At 59.9% G+C, this 16927-nt stretch carries 25 protein-coding genes; 24 read left to right on the top strand and 1 reads right to left on the bottom strand.

Annotated features, from left to right (window positions below; translation table 11 throughout):
- Window positions 1–4: 4 nt before the first annotated feature.
- Entirely contained in the window at window positions 5–1372 is a 1368-nt protein-coding gene (hydA, locus tag NBH09_RS00755) for a dihydropyrimidinase (protein WP_250786776.1), read from the top strand.
- 110 nt (window positions 1373–1482) lie between these two features.
- Here hydA and yqeC read toward each other — a convergent pair whose 3' ends face one another.
- Entirely contained in the window at window positions 1483–2217 is a 735-nt protein-coding gene (gene yqeC, locus NBH09_RS00760) for a selenium cofactor biosynthesis protein YqeC (RefSeq protein ID WP_250786777.1), read from the bottom strand.
- Between the two features lie 102 nt (window positions 2218–2319).
- On the opposite strand from yqeC, the gene yqeB reads away from it, so the two are divergent.
- The 23 genes from yqeB to NBH09_RS00875 all read left to right on the top strand — a co-directional run bounded on the left by yqeB (window position 2320) and on the right by NBH09_RS00875 (window position 16889).
- A complete protein-coding gene (gene yqeB / locus NBH09_RS00765; RefSeq protein ID WP_250786778.1) occupies window positions 2320–3114 on the top strand; it encodes a selenium-dependent molybdenum cofactor biosynthesis protein YqeB in 795 nt (264 codons plus the stop codon).
- A gap of 9 nt (window positions 3115–3123) precedes the next feature.
- Complete coding sequence (locus NBH09_RS00770) at window positions 3124–4167, top strand: XdhC family protein (RefSeq protein WP_250786779.1); 1044 nt, start codon at window positions 3124–3126, stop codon at window positions 4165–4167.
- A gap of 311 nt (window positions 4168–4478) precedes the next feature.
- A complete protein-coding gene (gene rplE, locus NBH09_RS00775; protein ID WP_006235260.1) occupies window positions 4479–5036 on the top strand; it encodes a 50S ribosomal protein L5 in 558 nt (185 codons plus the stop codon).
- 79 nt (window positions 5037–5115) lie between these two features.
- On the top strand, window positions 5116–5301 hold the full coding sequence (locus NBH09_RS00780; protein ID WP_022094280.1) for a type Z 30S ribosomal protein S14: 186 nt from the start codon (window positions 5116–5118) through the stop codon (window positions 5299–5301).
- Between the two features lie 119 nt (window positions 5302–5420).
- Window positions 5421–5819, top strand: a complete 399-nt coding sequence (rpsH, locus tag NBH09_RS00785) for a 30S ribosomal protein S8 (RefSeq protein WP_006235262.1) — start codon at window positions 5421–5423, stop codon at window positions 5817–5819.
- 33 nt (window positions 5820–5852) lie between these two features.
- Window positions 5853–6389, top strand: coding sequence for a 50S ribosomal protein L6 (gene rplF / locus NBH09_RS00790; protein ID WP_006235263.1), 537 nt, complete (start codon window positions 5853–5855; stop codon window positions 6387–6389).
- Window positions 6390–6464: 75 nt separating this feature from the next.
- A complete protein-coding gene (gene rplR, locus NBH09_RS00795) occupies window positions 6465–6833 on the top strand; it encodes a 50S ribosomal protein L18 (RefSeq protein WP_006235264.1) in 369 nt (122 codons plus the stop codon).
- 14 nt (window positions 6834–6847) lie between these two features.
- A complete protein-coding gene (gene rpsE / locus NBH09_RS00800; protein ID WP_006235265.1) occupies window positions 6848–7372 on the top strand; it encodes a 30S ribosomal protein S5 in 525 nt (174 codons plus the stop codon).
- A 2-nt stretch (window positions 7373–7374) separates the two neighbouring features.
- A complete protein-coding gene (gene rpmD, locus NBH09_RS00805) occupies window positions 7375–7557 on the top strand; it encodes a 50S ribosomal protein L30 (RefSeq protein ID WP_006235266.1) in 183 nt (60 codons plus the stop codon).
- 3 nt (window positions 7558–7560) lie between these two features.
- A complete protein-coding gene (gene rplO, locus NBH09_RS00810) occupies window positions 7561–8010 on the top strand; it encodes a 50S ribosomal protein L15 (RefSeq protein WP_006235267.1) in 450 nt (149 codons plus the stop codon).
- Window positions 8004–9290, top strand: coding sequence for a preprotein translocase subunit SecY (gene secY, locus NBH09_RS00815; RefSeq protein ID WP_022094278.1), 1287 nt, complete (start codon window positions 8004–8006; stop codon window positions 9288–9290). The genes rplO and secY overlap by 7 nt, the downstream gene beginning before the upstream one ends.
- Before the next feature lie 18 nt (window positions 9291–9308).
- Window positions 9309–9935: an adenylate kinase gene (locus NBH09_RS00820; RefSeq protein ID WP_006235269.1), complete on the top strand. Its 627-nt coding sequence runs from the start codon at window positions 9309–9311 to the stop codon at window positions 9933–9935.
- Entirely contained in the window at window positions 9932–10720 is a 789-nt protein-coding gene (gene map / locus NBH09_RS00825; protein ID WP_250786780.1) for a type I methionyl aminopeptidase, read from the top strand. Before NBH09_RS00820 ends, map begins: the two co-directional genes overlap by 4 nt.
- 104 nt (window positions 10721–10824) lie before the next feature.
- The gene (gene infA / locus NBH09_RS00830; RefSeq protein ID WP_035137443.1) at window positions 10825–11043 is read left to right on the top strand and encodes a translation initiation factor IF-1; all 219 of its coding nucleotides are present in this window, start codon (window positions 10825–10827) and stop codon (window positions 11041–11043) included.
- 147 nt (window positions 11044–11190) lie between these two features.
- On the top strand, window positions 11191–11304 hold the full coding sequence (gene rpmJ, locus NBH09_RS00835; RefSeq protein ID WP_006363204.1) for a 50S ribosomal protein L36: 114 nt from the start codon (window positions 11191–11193) through the stop codon (window positions 11302–11304).
- Window positions 11305–11318: 14 nt separating this feature from the next.
- On the top strand, window positions 11319–11693 hold the full coding sequence (gene rpsM, locus NBH09_RS00840; RefSeq protein WP_022094275.1) for a 30S ribosomal protein S13: 375 nt from the start codon (window positions 11319–11321) through the stop codon (window positions 11691–11693).
- A 14-nt stretch (window positions 11694–11707) separates the two neighbouring features.
- A complete protein-coding gene (gene rpsK, locus NBH09_RS00845) occupies window positions 11708–12112 on the top strand; it encodes a 30S ribosomal protein S11 (RefSeq protein WP_006235274.1) in 405 nt (134 codons plus the stop codon).
- Between the two features lie 19 nt (window positions 12113–12131).
- Window positions 12132–12728 carry a 30S ribosomal protein S4 gene (rpsD, locus tag NBH09_RS00850; protein WP_006235275.1) on the top strand — a complete coding sequence of 199 codons (597 nt, stop codon included), beginning with the start codon at window positions 12132–12134 and terminating at the stop codon, window positions 12726–12728.
- A 32-nt stretch (window positions 12729–12760) separates the two neighbouring features.
- Window positions 12761–13702 carry a DNA-directed RNA polymerase subunit alpha gene (locus NBH09_RS00855; protein WP_006235276.1) on the top strand — a complete coding sequence of 314 codons (942 nt, stop codon included), beginning with the start codon at window positions 12761–12763 and terminating at the stop codon, window positions 13700–13702.
- Between the two features lie 30 nt (window positions 13703–13732).
- The gene (rplQ, locus tag NBH09_RS00860) at window positions 13733–14200 is read left to right on the top strand and encodes a 50S ribosomal protein L17 (RefSeq protein ID WP_006235277.1); all 468 of its coding nucleotides are present in this window, start codon (window positions 13733–13735) and stop codon (window positions 14198–14200) included.
- 92 nt (window positions 14201–14292) lie between these two features.
- On the top strand, window positions 14293–15117 hold the full coding sequence (truA, locus tag NBH09_RS00865) for a tRNA pseudouridine(38-40) synthase TruA (RefSeq protein WP_118079434.1): 825 nt from the start codon (window positions 14293–14295) through the stop codon (window positions 15115–15117).
- A 161-nt stretch (window positions 15118–15278) separates the two neighbouring features.
- Complete coding sequence (locus tag NBH09_RS00870; RefSeq protein ID WP_250786781.1) at window positions 15279–16319, top strand: glycosyltransferase family 2 protein; 1041 nt, start codon at window positions 15279–15281, stop codon at window positions 16317–16319.
- A 132-nt stretch (window positions 16320–16451) separates the two neighbouring features.
- Window positions 16452–16889 carry an arginine repressor gene (locus tag NBH09_RS00875; RefSeq protein WP_022094272.1) on the top strand — a complete coding sequence of 146 codons (438 nt, stop codon included), beginning with the start codon at window positions 16452–16454 and terminating at the stop codon, window positions 16887–16889.
- The last annotated feature ends 38 nt before the right edge of the window (window positions 16890–16927 follow it).

Here is a 16927-nt window from a genome sequence, read left to right on the forward strand (position 1 = left end):
AATTATGATCATCATCAAAAACGGCGCGCTCGTGACGTCCCAGGGGCTGCGCCGCGCCGATCTTGCCATGGATGGCGATAAGATCGTGCGGATCGCCGCAGCGATTGAGCCGGCCGAGGGCGATACCGTCGAGGATGCCGCGGGCTGCTGGGTGTTCCCCGGCTTTATCGACGGCCACACGCACATGCAGTGCTGGACTGGCATGGATTGGACAGCCGATAGCTTTGAGACCGGCACGCGCGCGGCTGCCTGCGGCGGCACGACGACCATTGTGGACTACGCGACGGCCGATCGCGGCGTGACCATGCCCGATGCCTTGGCCGAGTGGCATCGCCGCGCCGACGGAACCTGCACGGCCAACTACGCTTTTCATATGGCACTCGCCGAGTGGAATGAGCGCAACCGCGCCGATCTTTCGGCCATGCGCGAGGCGGGCGTATCGTCGTTTAAGACCTACTTTGCCTACGATCATTTGCGCCTGGACGATGCCGAGACGCTCGAGGTGCTCGAGGAGCTCAAGCGTATTGGCGGCATACTGTGCGTGCATTGCGAGAACGGTACGCTGGTGAATGAGCTGCAGAAGCGCGTGTACGAGCAGGGGATTCATGGGCCCGAGGGGCATGCGCTCAGCCGCCCGGACGTGTGTGAGGCCGAAGCCGTGAGCCGCCTGCTGTATCTGGCGCACCTGGCCGGGGACGCTCCGGTCAACGTGGTGCACCTTTCGACCAAGCTGGGGCTCGAGGCCATTCGCGCTGCCAAAGCGCGCGGGCAGAAGGATATCTATGTCGAGACCTGCCCCCAGTATCTGATGCTCGACGACACCTGTTATCTGGAGCAGGGCGAGGACGGCTTTGCGGGCGCCAAGTATGTGATGAGCCCGCCGCTGCGCCATGCCGGTGACCGTGCCGCGCTGCGCGAGGCGCTTGTGGCCGGCGAGATCGATACGATTGCGACCGACCACTGCAGCTTTAACCTGCACGGGCAAAAGGACCGCGGGCGCGACGATTTCCGCGCGATTCCCAACGGCGGGCCCGGCGTGGAGCATCGTCCCGTCGCGATTGCCACGAGCTTTGAGGGACAGCTGGGTCCCGAGGATCTGTGCCGCTTGATGAGCGAGAACCCGGCGCGCGTTTTTGGCATGTATCCACGCAAGGGCTGTCTTGCCGAGGGTGCCGATGCCGACGTGTGCGTGTGGGATCCCCAGGCGCGCTGGACCATTCGCGCCGCGACACAGCATCAGGCTGTGGACTACACGCCGCTCGAAGGCTTTGAGGCACATGGCCGCGCCAAGGCCGTGTTTGTGAACGGCGTGCTGGCGGCACGCGACGGCGAGCCTACCGGAGCCCAGCCCGGTCGCTACGTGCCCCGCTAGCAGCAAAGATGCCGTGTCCCCTCCCTCAGTTGCGGTGAAATACGGACTGTTTGCGGCCGTCAGGCGGCCAAACAGTCCGTATTTCACCGCAACTGAGGAGATGGGGCCGGCTATTTGAGGCTGGTGGCGATGAGGGGGCGGCCGAGGGCGGCCTCAAAGCGGTCGGCCATCGTGGGGTCGCTGAGCGTGTCGACTTGGTTGAGCACGACGCGTGCGGTGCTGAGTTTCAGCGCCTGCAGCTCGGCATTGAGCACCTGGGCGACGCGCTCGGGCGTGGCAGTGTCGGTGGGCTCGCAGCCGCAACGCACGCAAAAGAGCTCGGGGCGGTGGACAGCTTCGTTGATGGGCTTGCCGAGCCCCGAGGCGCCGACGAGCCAGATGACGTTGGCCGTGCCAGAGGGGATCACCGGCTCCCAGGCGGCATGCGCCTTGAGCGGGAGCCGCTTGCTGCCGTCCGCCTCGGCCAGGACGTAGTCAAAGCGCTGCGCCAGCTGGTCGAGCGGCTCGGCAGGGGAGGAGAACTTGCCTGTCTGGGGGTCCAAGACACCTGTCTGGCAGATGCTTCCCCGCACAAGCCCCGCGCAGGCCTCGCAGGTGCAGCCTAGGGCGTGTGAGGCACCTGGCTTCCAGGGCGCGGCGTCCAGGCGACGGCTCGACCCGTCCCACGGCACGCCGGCGACGGGGAACATGCGCGTGGTGGTGCAGAGGAGCACGCGGCCGCCAGCGCGCATAAGCTCAAGGCCGAGCGTCTTTAGCAAGGTCGACTTGCCACCGCTGCCGATAATCGCGGTAATGCCCGGCTCGATCTTGAGCGCGGAGGCAAGGTTTCCGCTCGTCGTTTCCATCTGTTCACCGCCGTATAATACTGTGATAATAAATAATCATCAGAGTAGCGGTCGAACCGCATTTGCTCTGCTCAAACCGTAGCACAGGGAGGTGTCCCGGGAATGCTCGTTTATGTTCGCGGCGCCGGCGATATCGCCACGGGCGTCGCCGCTCGCTTGGTGCGCGCCGGCGTGTCAGTTGTCATGGCCGATATCGCGGTTCCCACGTGCATCCGTCGCACAATCAGTTTTTGCGAGGCCATTCGCCTGGGCGAGGTCGAGGTCGAGGGCATTCGCGCCCGCTTGGCGCAGACGTCGGCCGAGGCGCTTGAGATTACCGAGGCCGGAGACGTCGCCGTTGTGGTGGACCCCCAGGCACAGATGCTCGACGAACTGGAGCCCGCGGCTGTGGTCGACGCAATTCTAGCCAAGCGCAATCTGGGTACCACGCGCGACATGGCTCCTGCCGTCATCGCTGTGGGGCCGGGCTTCACCGCGCCGGTTGACTGCGACGCCGTGATCGAAACCATGCGTGGGCATTTCCTGGGCCGTGTCATTACCCAAGGTTCGCCCCAGCCCAACACGGGCGTGCCGGGCGTCATCGCCGGATATGGCAAAGAGCGTGTTATCCACAGCCCCGCCGCCGGCGTGTTTAGGTCCGACCATGTGATCGGCGACATCGTGAGTGCCGGCGATGTGATCGGGTATGCGGGCGATTCGCCCATGTGCACGCAGATCGATGGCTGTCTGCGCGGGCTTTTGGCGAACGGCGTGCAGGTGACTGAGGGCTTTAAATGCGCCGATGTCGATCCGCGCGGCGATGCCAGCTATATCAACTACATTTCGGACAAGGCGACGTCGGTCGGCGGCGGCGTGCTCGAGGCACTCGCTATGCTCACCGATATCTTTAGAGGATAGAAGGCGGCAATGGAAAAGCTCGATGTTGTGAATGCGGCGCTTGTCGCCCTGCGTGCTGGCGAGACGTGCGAGCTCGTGGTCGTGGCCGGCACGGCGGGGTCGTCGCCGCGCGGCGTGGGCGCCTGGATGGCCGTCTTTGCCGACGGTAGCCAGGCGGGCACCATCGGCGGCGGCAAGATCGAGCTTTTTGCGCTGGACGAGGCGCGAGAGCTGCTGGCCGCGGGGCAATCGCGTCTGGTCCGCTACACCATGGGCGGCGAGAACTCCGATAGCGGTATGATCTGCGGCGGAGCCATCTGCCTGTGCTATCTGCATCTGGATGCGATCCAGGCACCGTTGTTCCAGGAAATTGCCGACGTCTTGACGTATCGACGTATCGGCGACTTCGTCATCGACTTTGAGCCGTTTATCGCAAGCGCGCTCGAAAGCGACGCTACTGAATACCATGGCGAGGAATCGCGCCGCACCATTGCGGGTTGCCCCGGGCTTTCGCTGGTGGAGGAGGGGAGTAAGGTTACCTATACAAACGCCGCCTCCGAGATTCCTCCCGCGCACATCGAGACGCTCTGCCCCGAGGGCCTGACCTATATCTTTGGCTGCGGACACGTGGGCGCCGCGACGGCGCGCGTGCTCACGGCGGCGGGCTTTGCCGTCGTGGCCTGCGATGACCGCCCCGGCACGTTGACGCCCGAATGGGTGCCCGGTGTCTACGATCGTCGCCTGGTCGATTACAAGAACCTGAGCGAGCTGTGTCCCATCGGTCCGCGCGACTTGGTGGTCGTCGCCACGGCGGGTCACAAGTCCGATATCGACGTGGTGATTCAGGCCATGCGTGCCAAGCCTGCCTATCTGGGCTGTCTGGGTTCGCGCCGCAAGACGGCCTTTGTGCGTGCCCGCCTGGAGCAGGAAGGTTTTACGCAGGACCAGATCGACGAGCTGCACCTTCCGATCGGCGTTGCCATCGAGGCCGAGGACCCCAAGGAGATCGCCATCTCCATCGCCGCCGAGATGATCCACCTGCGCCGCACCAAACTCGTCCCCCGCAAGCGCTAATCGGATCCCCACCAATAAGTTGCGGTGAAATACGGACTGTTTAAGCCTGTTAGGCCGCCAAACAGTCCCTATTTCACCGCAACTGCTTTTTGGGATCCATTTGTGCGGGGGAGTTGTGGAGTTGTGCAGGCAGACGAGGTTTTTCTGGAAATACGCTCCCGATGCGCGTATAGTACCGATTGTTTTGTCGGCTCCTGCTGCGTCGAGTCCAAACCGCAAAATGCCATGAGCGGCGCGGATGCAGCCAGGAGGCACGAGGACAACCCATCGTGGCCACGCCCCGTGCTTAAAACCCCAAGAAGGAGTGAACAATGGCAGAAGAGAAGTATGTGCCGCGTCTGAAGACCAAGTACAACAACGAGGTCAAGCAGCAGCTTCAGGACAAGTTCCAGTACGAGAACGTCATGATGATCCCCAAGTTTGAGAAGATCGTCGTGAACATGGGTGTCGGCGAGGCCGCTACCGATTCCAAGGCCATCGACGGTGCCGTGCGCGACCTGCGCGCCATCACCGGCCAGCAGCCGATGATCACCCGTGCCCGCAAGTCCATCGCTACCTTCCGCCTGCGCGCTGGTATGCCGATCGGCTGCAAGGTTACCCTGCGTGGCGACCGTATGTGGGAGTTCTTCGATCGTCTGACCTCCGTCGCGATCCCCCGTATCCGCGACTTCCGCGGCATCTCCGCCAAGAGCTTCGACGGCCGTGGTAACTTCTCCATGGGCGTCACCGAGCAGCTCATCTTCCCCGAGATCGACTTCGACTCCGTCGATCACCAGCGCGGTATGGACATCACTTTCGTGACCACCGCCAACACCGATGAGGAGGCCAAGGCCCTTCTGGACGCCTTCGGTTTCCCGTTCAAGAAATAGGTTCACCTGCCCTATAAGCGCCGTTCCCACAAGGGGGCGGCGCTTGGGGCGAACAATACTCTATGTGAGGAGGATATAAGTGGCTAAGACATCGATGATCGTCAAGTGCAATCGCAAGCAGAAGTTCTCTACTCGTGAGTACACGCGCTGCCAGCGCTGCGGCCGTCCGCACTCTGTGTACCGCAAGTTCGGCCTGTGCCGTGTCTGCTTCCGCGAGCTTGCACTCAAGGGCGAGCTTCCCGGCGTTAAGAAGGCCAGCTGGTAAGTCACTACCAGCGTTTCAAGCATCAGTTTGGAACAGGGAAAACGCGCTAAAAAGGCTTTGCCGTTAAGGGCGGCGAAGAACCAAGAGCACGTGTTCATCAAGAACGAAGGAGAATCTGTATGAACCTTACAGACCCGATCGCAGATATGCTTACGCGCATCCGTAACGCTAACTCTGTGAACAAGGCCACGGTCTCCATGCCGAGCAGCAAGAAGCTCGTCGAGATCGCTCGTGTTCTGCACGAGGAGGGCTACATCGAGGGCTACGATGTCGAGGACACCGTTCCCCAGAAGACTCTGCACATCACGCTTAAGTATGGTCCCAAGAAGGCTAAGGTCATCAACGGCATCCGCCGCATTTCCAAGCCGGGCCTGCGTAAGTACACCGGCGTTGCCGACATGCCCCGCGTCCGCGGTGGCCTTGGTACCGCCATTATTTCCACCAGCCATGGCGTCATGACCGACCGCGATGCTCGCAAGCACAACGTCGGCGGCGAGATCATCGCTTACGTCTGGTAATTCGCTCGGTAGGTAGAAGGAAAGGAGATCACCGTGTCTCGTATCGGTAATAAGCCTGTCCAGATTCCCGCCGGAGTCGAAGTGGCAGTCAACGGCAACAACGTTGTCGTCAAGGGCCCCAAGGGCCAGCTCGAGCTCGATGTCTTTGAGAAGCTCGCTATCAACGTCGAGGACAATGTCCTCACCGTTTCCCGTCCCGACGACGAGCGTGAGACCCGTGCCCGCCACGGCCTCACCCGCGCCCTCATCCACAACATGGTTGTTGGCGTTTCCGAGGGCTTCGAGAAGAAGCTCGAGCTCGCCGGCGTCGGTTACCGCGTGCAGCAGAAGGGCAAGAACCTCGAGTTCTCTCTGGGCTTCTCGCACCCCGTGATCGTCGAGGCTCCCGAGGGCATCACCTTCGAGGTTCCCGACAACACCCACGTGAACGTCAAGGGTATCAACAAGCAGCAGGTCGGTCAGATCGCCGCTGAGATCCGCGGCCATCGTCCTCCCGAGCCTTACAAGGGCAAGGGTATCCACTACGTTGGCGAGCACATCCGCCGCAAGCTGGGTAAGGCCGCCAAGTAGTCGTAACCGACTCACTCGCATAAGACCAGCACCCCGTCAGGTGCTGGCAAGATCAACCTTTTTAGGAGTTTACGTATGAACAAGCATAAGGCGAAGCTGGAAGGCCTCAAGCGTCGTCAGCGTCGTGTTCGCGGCAAGGTCTCGGGTACCTCCGAGCGTCCGCGTCTTCGCGTGACCCGTACTAACGCCAACATCTATGCCCAGATCATCGACGACAGCAAGGGCTCCAGCCTGACGCTCGTCTCTGCCTCGACCCTCGAGGCCGAGTTCAAGGGCACCCACACCTCGAACAAGGAGGCTGCGGAGAAGGTCGGTCAGCTCGTTGGCAAGCGCGCCATCGAGGCCGGCATCACCAAGGTCGCCTTCGATCGCGGTGGCCGTATCTACCATGGCCGCGTCAAGGCCCTCGCCGACGGTGCTCGTGCCGCCGGTCTCGAGTTCTAGGAGGTATGTAGCACATGGCTCGTAATCAGAAGCAGCAGCGCGAGGCCTCCGAGTTCGAGGAGCGCGTCGTTTACATCAACCGCGTGTCGAAGACCGTCAAGGGTGGTCGTCGCATGAGCCTCGTCGCTCTCGTCGTCGTTGGCGACGGCAAGGGCAACGTCGGCGTTGGCATGGGCAAGTCCGCTGAGGTGCCCATGGCCATCTCCAAGGCATCTCTCGATGCCAAGAAGAACATGTTCCACGTGCCGGTGACCGAGCAGGGCACCATCCCGCACGAGGTTCTCGGCCACTTTGGTGCCGGCCGCATCATCATCAAGCCCGCTGTCGAGGGTACCGGCGTTATCGCCGGCGGCGCTGTGCGTCCCCTCTTTGAGCTTGCTGGCATCAAGAACGTCCTGTCCAAGTCCCTCGGTACCGACAACGGCCTCAACATCATCAAGGCTGCCGTCGAGGGCCTCAAGGAGCTCTCCAGCCCTGAGGACGTCGCGGCTCGCCGTGGCCTGACGGTCTCCGAGATGTTCGTCGGTAAGGAGAACTAAGCATGGCTGACACCATCAAGATCAAGCAGGTCCGCAGCACCAACGGTTGCAAGCAGGACCAGGTCCGTACTGTCCGTGCCCTCGGTCTCCACAGGATCCGCGAGGTTCGCGAGATTGCTGACAACGAGTCCGTCCGCGGCATGATCTTCAAGGTCAAGCACCTTGTCGAGATTGTAGAGGAGTAGCAAATGCAGCTTCACGATCTTACTCCCGCGCCCGGTTCCACCAAGAACCGCAAGCGCGTCGGCCGTGGCAATTCTTCGGGTCACGGCACCACTTCTGGCCGCGGTCAGAAGGGCCAGGGTTCCCGCTCTGGCGGCACCAAGGGTGCCGGCTTCGAGGGTGGCCAGACTCCGCTGGCTATGCGCCTGCCCAAGCTTCCGGGCTTCCGTAACCCCCGTCGTATCGAGTACACCGCTGTTAACGTTGAGCGTCTCGAGCGTAAGTTCGAGGACGGCGCTGTGATCGACGGTGCCGCTCTTAAGGCCGCTCGCATCACCAAGAGCGAGTTCGAGCCCGTCAAGGTGCTCGGCAATGGTGAGCTCACCAAGAAGTTCACGGTCAAGGTCGACAAGGTCAGCGCTTCTGCGCAGGCCAAGATCGAGGCCGCCGGCGGAAAGGTCGAGCTGCCGTGCTAAATGGTCTTAAGAATGCTTTCCGCATCAAAGAATTGCGCGAAAAGATTCTTTTTACCATAGCTATGCTCGTCGTGTACCGCATTGGTGCGCACGTTCCTGTGCCCGGCATTCCCTTCCAGGGGATGCTGGGCCTTTTCTCGACCGATAACAATTCGGTCGCCGCAGGTGCTATGGCCCTCCTGAATCTTTTCTCTGGCGGCGCGTTGAGCTATGTGTCGGTGTTTTCGCTGGGCATCATGCCTTACATCACCAGCTCGATCATCCTCCAGATGCTCCAGGCCGTTGTGCCTTCCCTGCATGAGCTTGCCCGCGAGGGCGAGGTCGGTCAGACCAAGATTACGCAGTATTCGCGTTACCTCACCCTTGCTCTGGCAATCCTCAACTCCGTGGGTTACCTCTTCCTCTTTAAGAGCTTCGGCATCAGCTTCAATGGCGCCGGCGCTCCCGAGATCATCTTCGACCTCATGATCGTCGGCACGCTCACTGCGGGCGCCATGCTGATCATGTGGATTGGTGAGCTCATCACCCAGCGCGGTATCGGCAATGGCATGTCGCTGATCATCTTTGCGAACATCATGGCCGGTCTGCCGCAGGCGATCTTCTCCAGCACCGAGGGCAATGCCGGTGGCATCATCACCATGGTGATCATCTGCGCCATCATCCTGCTGGTTATCCCGCTGATTGTTTTCCTTGAGCGCGGCCAGCGCCGCATCCCGGTCTCCTACGCTAAGCGCGTCGTGGGCCGTCGCATGATGGGTGGTCAGACCACCTACCTGCCCATCAAGGTCAACACCGCGGGTGTCGTGCCAATCATCTTCGCTTCGGCGCTGCTGTACTTCCCGGCTCAGATTGCCGTGTTCTTCCCCGGCATCGGCTGGATTCAGGCAGTTGCCTCTGCGCTTTCGCGCGGCTGGCTCAACTGGGTGCTTAACGTTGTCCTCATCGTGTTTTTCGCGTACTTCTACACCTCCATGGTGTTCAACCCCGATGACACGGCCGACAACCTTAAGAAGCAGGGCGGCTTTATTCCGGGCGTGCGTCCGGGTAGGGCTACCGCGGCCTACATCAAGAACGCGCTCAACAAGATTACGCTTCCCAGCGCTGTCTTTTTGGCGCTCATCGCCATCGTGCCTTCGATCATCTTCTCCTTTACGGGTAACCAGCTGATCCAGGCATTTGGCGGCACGTCCATCCTCATCATGGTCGGCGTCGTGCTCGACACGGTCGATAAGCTCGAAGGCCAGATCAAGATGTATGATTACGATGGATTCTTTAAATAGGCTAGAGGAGGATTGCTCATGAACCTCGTATTGCTCGGAGCTCCGGGTGCCGGTAAGGGCACTGTCGCACAGGAGCTCGTCGCCGAGTTCGGCGTCGCTCACATTTCCACGGGCGACCTGCTGCGTGCTGCCGTCAAGGGTGGCACCGAGCTTGGTATTCAGGCTAAGAAGTACATGGACGCCGGCGAGCTCGTTCCCGACCAGCTCGTGATTGACCTTGTCAAGGAGCGCCTTGCCGCCGATGACGCCCAGCAAGGTTTCATTCTCGATGGCTTCCCGCGCAACACCGCCCAGGCTGTGACGCTCGATTCCGAGCTCTCCGCCATGGGTCGCGAGATCGACTGCGCCCTTCTGGTCGACGTGGCCCCCGAGGTCATCATCGACCGTCTGTCTTCGCGCCGCACCTGCCGCGCCTGCGGTTACACCGGCACCGCTGCCGATGCTACCTGCCCCAAGTGTGGTGGCGAGATGTATCAGCGCGACGACGACAAGCCCGAGACCATCAAGAACCGTCTCGACGTCTACGAGAAGTCCACGAGCCCGCTCGTCGACTACTATCGTGGCCAGGGTCTGCTCAAGTCGGTCAACGGTGACCAGGCTCGCGAGACCGTGTACGGGGATGTCAAAGAGGCTCTCGGTCTATGATCAAGATTAAGTCTGCAACGCAAATCGAGCAGATGAAGAAGGCAGGAGCGCTATCTAAGATGGCGCTCCGCCACGTTGGAGCCATGGTTCGCCCTGGTGTTTCGACCTTTGAGCTTGATCAGCTTGCGGAGCAGATTATCCGCATGCATGGTGGCACCCCGGCCTTTAAGGGTTACGGCGGGTTCCCCGGTACCATTTGTGCATCGATTAACGATGCCGTGGTGCACGGTATTCCCAATCCCGACATGATTCTGCGCGATGGCGATATCATCTCCATCGATACGGGTGCCGTTGTCGACGGTTGGGTCGGCGATAACGCTTGGACGTTTTTCGTCGGTACCCCCACGCCCGAGGCTAAGGCCCTGTGCGAGGTTACGCGCGATTGCCTTAAGGCTGCCATCGAGCAGGCTGTTCCCGGTAACCATATTGGGGACATTGGTTATGCCGTCCAGTCCCTCGCCGAGTCTCACGGCTATGGCGTGCTTCGCGATTATGTGGGGCACGGAATTGGCCATGTGATGCACGAGGACCCCAACGTTCCGAATTATGGAAAGAAGGGGAGGGGCGTTCGCCTCCAGGCCGGCATGGTCATTGCCATCGAGCCGATGGTTACGATGGGATCCAATCATGTGAGCACGGGCTCCGATGGTTGGATTGTCACGACCAACGACCACCTGCCCGCCGCGCACTACGAGAACACCGTCGCCATCACCGATGACGGTCCGGTGATTCTTACCACCGATGCGCAAGGATCCTGGTGTTCGCTCCAGGGCGGAGAAATGTAACAAGTTCCACGTAGTTGTGGAGCCATTACGAAGTTATTACGATGCGTGCATACGTGTTGTAGAATACTCAATCGCTGTCGTTTTCTAGAGAAAGATGATTGCTTGTGAAGAAGGAAGACGCAATTGAGCTCGAGGGTACGGTAAAGGAACCGCTGCCCAACGCCATGTTTAAGGTCGAGCTCGAGAACGGTCATTCGGTTCTGTGCAACATTTCTGGCAAGATCCGAATGAATTACATCCGCATTCTCCCCGGTGACAGGGTTGTCGTGGAGCTTTCCCCGTACGACCTGACCCGCGGTCGCATCACCTATCGCTATAAATAGCGACACGCATACACGCTCTTTTCCGACTGCAGGCTTAGCTCAACCTACGGTCGGTTTGCGTGTGAAGACCAGCCATAGTTTTAAACGCCTGCGGCTGGGCGAGTAGATAGTAGGGAAGTAGTTTGAGCGCTACCGAAAGGAAGAACGATGAAGGTACGTCCTTCGGTCAAGAAGATGTGCGATAAGTGCAAAATCATTAGGCGCCATGGCAAGGTCCTCGTCATTTGCGAGAACCCCCGTCATAAGCAGCGTCAGGGTTAAGAGAGGAGACTACGTTGGCCCGTATTAATGGTGTCGACCTCCCGCGTGAGAAGCGCGTTGAGATCGGTCTGACCTACATTTACGGCATCGGCCGCACCACTGCGACGAAGATTTGCGTCGAGTGCAACGTTAACGTGGATACGCGCGTTAAGGACCTCACCGAGGATGAGGTTAACGCCATCCGCGATTATATCGATAAGAATCAGATCATGGTTGAGGGCGACCTCCGCCGTGAGCGCAACCAGAACGTCAAGCGCCTCATGGACATCGGCTGCAACCGCGGCCTTCGTCACCGCAAGGGCCTCCCGGTCCGCGGCCAGCGCACCCACACTAACGCTCGTACCCGCAAGGGCCCGAAGCGTCAGATCGGTGCTAAGAAGAAGAAATAAGGAGCGCTAGATAGATGGCTACTGCTAAGAAGAACGTTCGCGCTGCCCGTCTGAAGCGCGCGGACCGTAAGAACATTTCCGTGGGCCAGGCTCACATTCGTTCTACGTTCAACAACACGATCGTTTCGATCACCGATCCCCAGGGCAACGTCATTTCCTGGAAGTCGGCTGGCCAGGTGGGCTTCAAGGGCTCCCGTAAGTCCACGCCGTTCGCTGCCCAGATGGCTGCCGAGGCTGCTGCCAAGCAGGCCATGGAGCACGGTATGAAGAAGGTTTCCGTCTTCGTCAAGGGCCCCGGCTCCGGTCGTGAGACCGCCATCCGCTCCCTCCAGGCTGCTGGCCTCGAGGTCTCGAGCATCCAGGACAAGACCCCCATTCCGCACAACGGCTGCCGCCCCAAGAAGCGTCGCCGCGTGTAACTGAAAGGATCGTATCAATATGGCAATCGACAGGACTCCTGTTCTTAAGCGCTGCCGTCAGCTCGGGATCGATCCCGCTGAGCTCGGTTACAGCAGCAAGAAGGAATCTATCCGTCAGCCCAAGCGCCGTCGCAAGGAATCTGAGTACGGCATGCAGCTGCGTGAGAAGCAGAAGGTCAAGTTTATCTATGGCGTTCTGGAGAAGCAGTTCCACGGCTACTTCAACAAGGCCCGTAAGATGAACGGCGTCACCGGTGAGAACCTCATGATCATCCTTGAGTCTCGCCTCGACAACGTCGTCTTCCGTCTTGGCTTTGCCCGCACCCGCAAAGAGGCTCGTCAGTCCGTCCGTCACGGTCACTTCACCGTGAACGGCAAGCGCGTGGACATTCCGTCCTACCGCGTCAAGGCCGGCGACGTCGTCGCTGTCGGCGAGAAGTTCCGTGACCTCCTCCCCATCAAGGAGGCCCTGATTTCCTCCGAGCGCTTTGAGGTCCCTGGCTGGCTCGAGGTCGATATCGAGAAGCTGTCTGGTAACGTGCTCGCTCTGCCGACGCGTGAGCAGATCAGCGGTGATATCAACGAGCAGCTCATCGTCGAGCTCTACTCTAAGTAGTCCATCCGGGCTGCTGAGGCTGGAGGTAATACATGTCAGAATTCATTAGGCCTCAGGTTCAGGTCGAAGAGATCAACGAGACCTCTGCTCGTGTCTCCGTCGAGCCGCTCGAGCGTGGCTACGGCGATACGCTGGGTAACTCGCTTCGTCGTGTTCTTCTGTCCTCGCTCGAGGGTGCCGCCGTCGAGGCCATTCAGATCGATGGTGCGCAGCACGAGTTCATGACCATCCCTAACATGGTCGAGGATGTCACCGACATCGTCCTGAATGTCAAGGGTCTTGTCTTCAGGGCTCTCGGCACGACCGACGAGGCAACCGCCACCATCTCGGTTGACGGCCCTTGCGAGGTCACCGGTGCGGACTTCTTTATTCCGTCCGAGTTTGAGCTGGTCAACCCCGAGCAGCACATTGCTACGCTCACTGAGGGCGGCCATCTCACCATGAGCATGCGCATCGGCTATGGCCGCGGCTATGTTTCTGGCGAGGCCAACAAGCGCGACAACGATCCCATCGGTGTGATCCACGTCGACTCGCTGTACTCGCCGGTTTCCCGTTGCGCCAAGCTCGTTGAGGCTTGCCGTGTCGGTCAGCACACCGACTACGACCGCCTTGTCCTCGAGATCGAGACCAACGGCTCCATCGCCCCTCGCGACGCCGTGGTCCAGGCTGCCAATATCATCAACCAGCATATGGCCGCCTTTATGAACCTTGCCGAGACCCCCGAGGTCGAGGAGGAGGCTTCGATCTTCGCTCCCGAGGTCACCAACGACAACGCCGAGCTGGACAAGCAGATCGAGGATCTGGACCTTTCCGTCCGTTCCTACAACTGCCTTAAGCGCGCCAGCATTCACTCGGTCCGTCAGCTCGTTGAGTTCTCGGAGAACGATCTGCTCAACATCCGTAACTTCGGTGTTAAGTCGATCGAGGAAGTGAAGGACAAGCTTGAGTCCATGGGCCTGAGCCTGAAGGCTTAATGCTTCGCATATTTGAGGAGAAACTAGACCATGCGTCACAACGTTAAGAAGGGCCTGAAGCTCGGCACCGATGCGAGCCACACCAAGGCCATGAAGAAGAGCCTTGCTAAGGCCCTCTTCGAGAACGACCGCATCAAGACCACCGAGACCCGCGCTAAGGCGCTGCGTTCGGTCGTCGATCCGATCATCACCTGGGCCAAGAAGGGCGACCTGCACTCTCGTCGTCTGGCTATCGCCAAGCTCGGCGATAAGCAGCTCGTTGCCGAGATCTTCGACAAGGCTGCTCAGGGCATGTGGCAGGACCGCAACGGCGGTTACACCCGCATCATGAAGCTCGGTAACCGCAAGGGCGACAACGCTCCGATCGTTATCATGGAGCTCGTCACCGAGCCTTGCACGCCCAAGGCCAAGAAGGCTGCTCCGGCCCCCAAGAAGGCCGCTGCTCCCAAGAAGGTCGAGGCTGTCGAGGAGGCTCCTGCTGAGGAGACTGCTGAGTAGACATTCCGTCTGCATAGGCTATATTCGAGGGGTACGTTCGCGTACCCCTCTTTTTTTGTCGCAATACCGTTGCTTGTTTGTAGGGAGCGCCCATGACTGCGCCGTCTGATTTCAATTCGACCCCCGAGCTCGACGCCACCCTTGTATTTCGTGTGGCCTATGATGGCTCCTCCTATAGCGGATTTGCCGAGCAGCCGGGCCAGACGACGGTTGCGGGTGAGTTGCGCCGTGCAATCGAGACGTTGCTGCGTCGCCCAATCGATCTGACGTGCGCGGGACGTACCGATGCCGGCGTGCATGCGGTGGCCCAATACATCAGCGTGCCCGTAACGGACGCTGAGCTCGCCTTGACGCGCCGTAGGTGGCTGCGGGCTATGGATGCTCTGCTGCCCAAAGATATCGCCATAAACGAGGTCTACAGGGCCCGTAAAGGCTTTTCTGCACGTTTTGACGCGCGTTCTCGCACGTACACTTATCGCATCGCCGACCGTGATGCGCGACCCGTGCTGTCACGCGGTGCAGTGTGGTGGCATCGCTATCCCCTCGACGTCGATGCGATGGCGGCCGCCTGCCCTGCGCTTTTGGGCGAGCAGGACTTTAAGAGCTTTTGCAAGGTCGCTTCTGCCGTGGGCAAACCTACGCACCGCTGCGTAATGCGTGCCGAGTTTGGCCATGAGGTCGCCTTTGGCGAGGACATCCTCACGTTTACCATCGAGGGCAATGCGTTTTTGCATTCGATGGTTCGAACCATTGTGGGCACCCTTGTCGAGATCGGCATGCATCGCCGCGATCCCGAGTGGATGCGCGAGGTAATTGATGCCTGCGATCGCTCCGCTGCCGGTCCTACGGCGCCCGCATGCGGTCTTACCTTTATGGGCGTGGACTACGACCCCGCCGAGCTTGTGGTGCTCGATTAGGGAAGTGGCTGCCTGACGGCGATCTTTGTGTGCGGCGCCTGTGGGCGGGGCGTGTGCAACATCTGTTCTTGACGTGCATCGCGACGGGCGACCGCCCGCATTAATTAACGGGGTGTACCATGAACGACAGTTTGTTACTAGCTGTCGAGAGGACGGAAAACTTGGTTCGACGTGGTTCGCATCCGCGACTTTCGGTGATCCTGATTGTTGAGGGTTCGCCCAGTTATACGATGCGCGCTCTCGAGAGCATCCAGAACCAAGACCTCTACGATTTGCAGATTGTCGTCGTTTGCCGCGGCGTGGTAGCTGGTGTGCGCCATTCGCTCGAAGTTGCTGCCGACAGAGACATCCATATTGATTTGATTGACGTCGAGGACGCGAAGCGCGGCGCTTGTCTTCGTGCCGGTTTTGCTGCCTCGCGCGGCTCTCAAATCATCGCTATGAACGCCGATGAGTGGTTTGCTCCGCAGTCCCTTTCCAAGATGGTCAATATCGCGTGCGATACTACGGCAGACATAGTGCTCCCCACGGTGTCGCTCGACCGCTATGATGCACATCGAGAGCGCCATTCGCGCGTCTTGGATGCTGCTCATATTTCCATTGATAGCAAATCTTCGATGGTGGCCGGGCTGCCTCAGTTGATTTTAGGCGGCCTAGTCGTTCAGACCTCTGGTGTGATGTACAGCCGCTCGCTGTTTGAGGCATGCCTTTTGTGCGACAAGGTGTTTCGCACAGTTGGGTTTATGGCATGCGCGCTTTCGCAGACACGATGCGTGTCCGGCTGCGGCGATGCTTGTTTCCACACGGCGGCACCTAAACTTACAGATGCCTTTGATCCCACCATGTATGCCAAGGTATCCGATGACACTCGAGCGCTCGACGAGCTTGCGGACTCACTCTCGGAAGCAGACAGCGGTGGTCGGCTCAAGCTGGCAAGCCAAAAGTTCTACTTTGCCGGACTGGTCGCCTGCATCGAGAATTTGTGTCTGAGCCCGCATGGGGTGTCGTCAATCGAGCGTTCCGCCCGCATGCGTGATATGCTCGATGCGCCTCGAACCCGTCAGATGGTCGCCGCGCTCAAGGATAACCATCGGGGGCTCGGTCTGTTGTTTGGGCCGATCGCCAGCGCCAAGCCCGCGCGCTGCGTGATGTGTACGCATCTGGCAGCTTTTCTTAACCGGACGGGCGCAAAAACCGCCTAAACGGCTCATTTCGAAACAAACTTGCATAGAATTGTTTCGAAATGCGTTCTTATACACAAAAGCCTTCAAATAGCGTTAAACTATTCAATCACTGATTGATTGTCTCCGCCATCTTTTGGAGTGAGGTTTTGTATGGCCAAAAAACGCAATGGGCGCCAGGATGCCATCAGAGATATTGTTCGCAATAAGGACGTACGTACGCAGCGCGTTTTGGTAGACGAGCTTCGCGCCATGGGTTTCGATTGCACGCAGGCGACCGTTTCGCGCGACATCGCGGACATGGGACTGCGTAAGCTCCCCGAGGGCATCTATGTCCTTGCCGAGGACCTGCATCTGCAGCGCATGGTTTCCGAGCTGGTTACCGGCGTACTGCGCACCGATAATCTGGTTATGATCAAGGCACAGCCCGGTACGGCTTCTGGTATTGCCGCAGCGGTCGATGCCGCGGAGCTGCCCGACGTGCTTGGCTCGCTTGCCGGCAACGACACGATCTTAGTCATTGCGCAGACGGCCGAGGACGGCGAACGTCTTGAGGCACTCATCAACAAGCTGAGTAACTCTCATAAGTAGGGGATGCGCGGCTCTGCTGCTGTGCCGTTTGTTGCTAT

Origin of the sequence: Collinsella sp. BG-O-102 (assembly GCF_023656745.1) — a bacterium.
Taxonomy (GTDB): domain Bacteria; phylum Actinomycetota; class Coriobacteriia; order Coriobacteriales; family Coriobacteriaceae; genus Collinsella.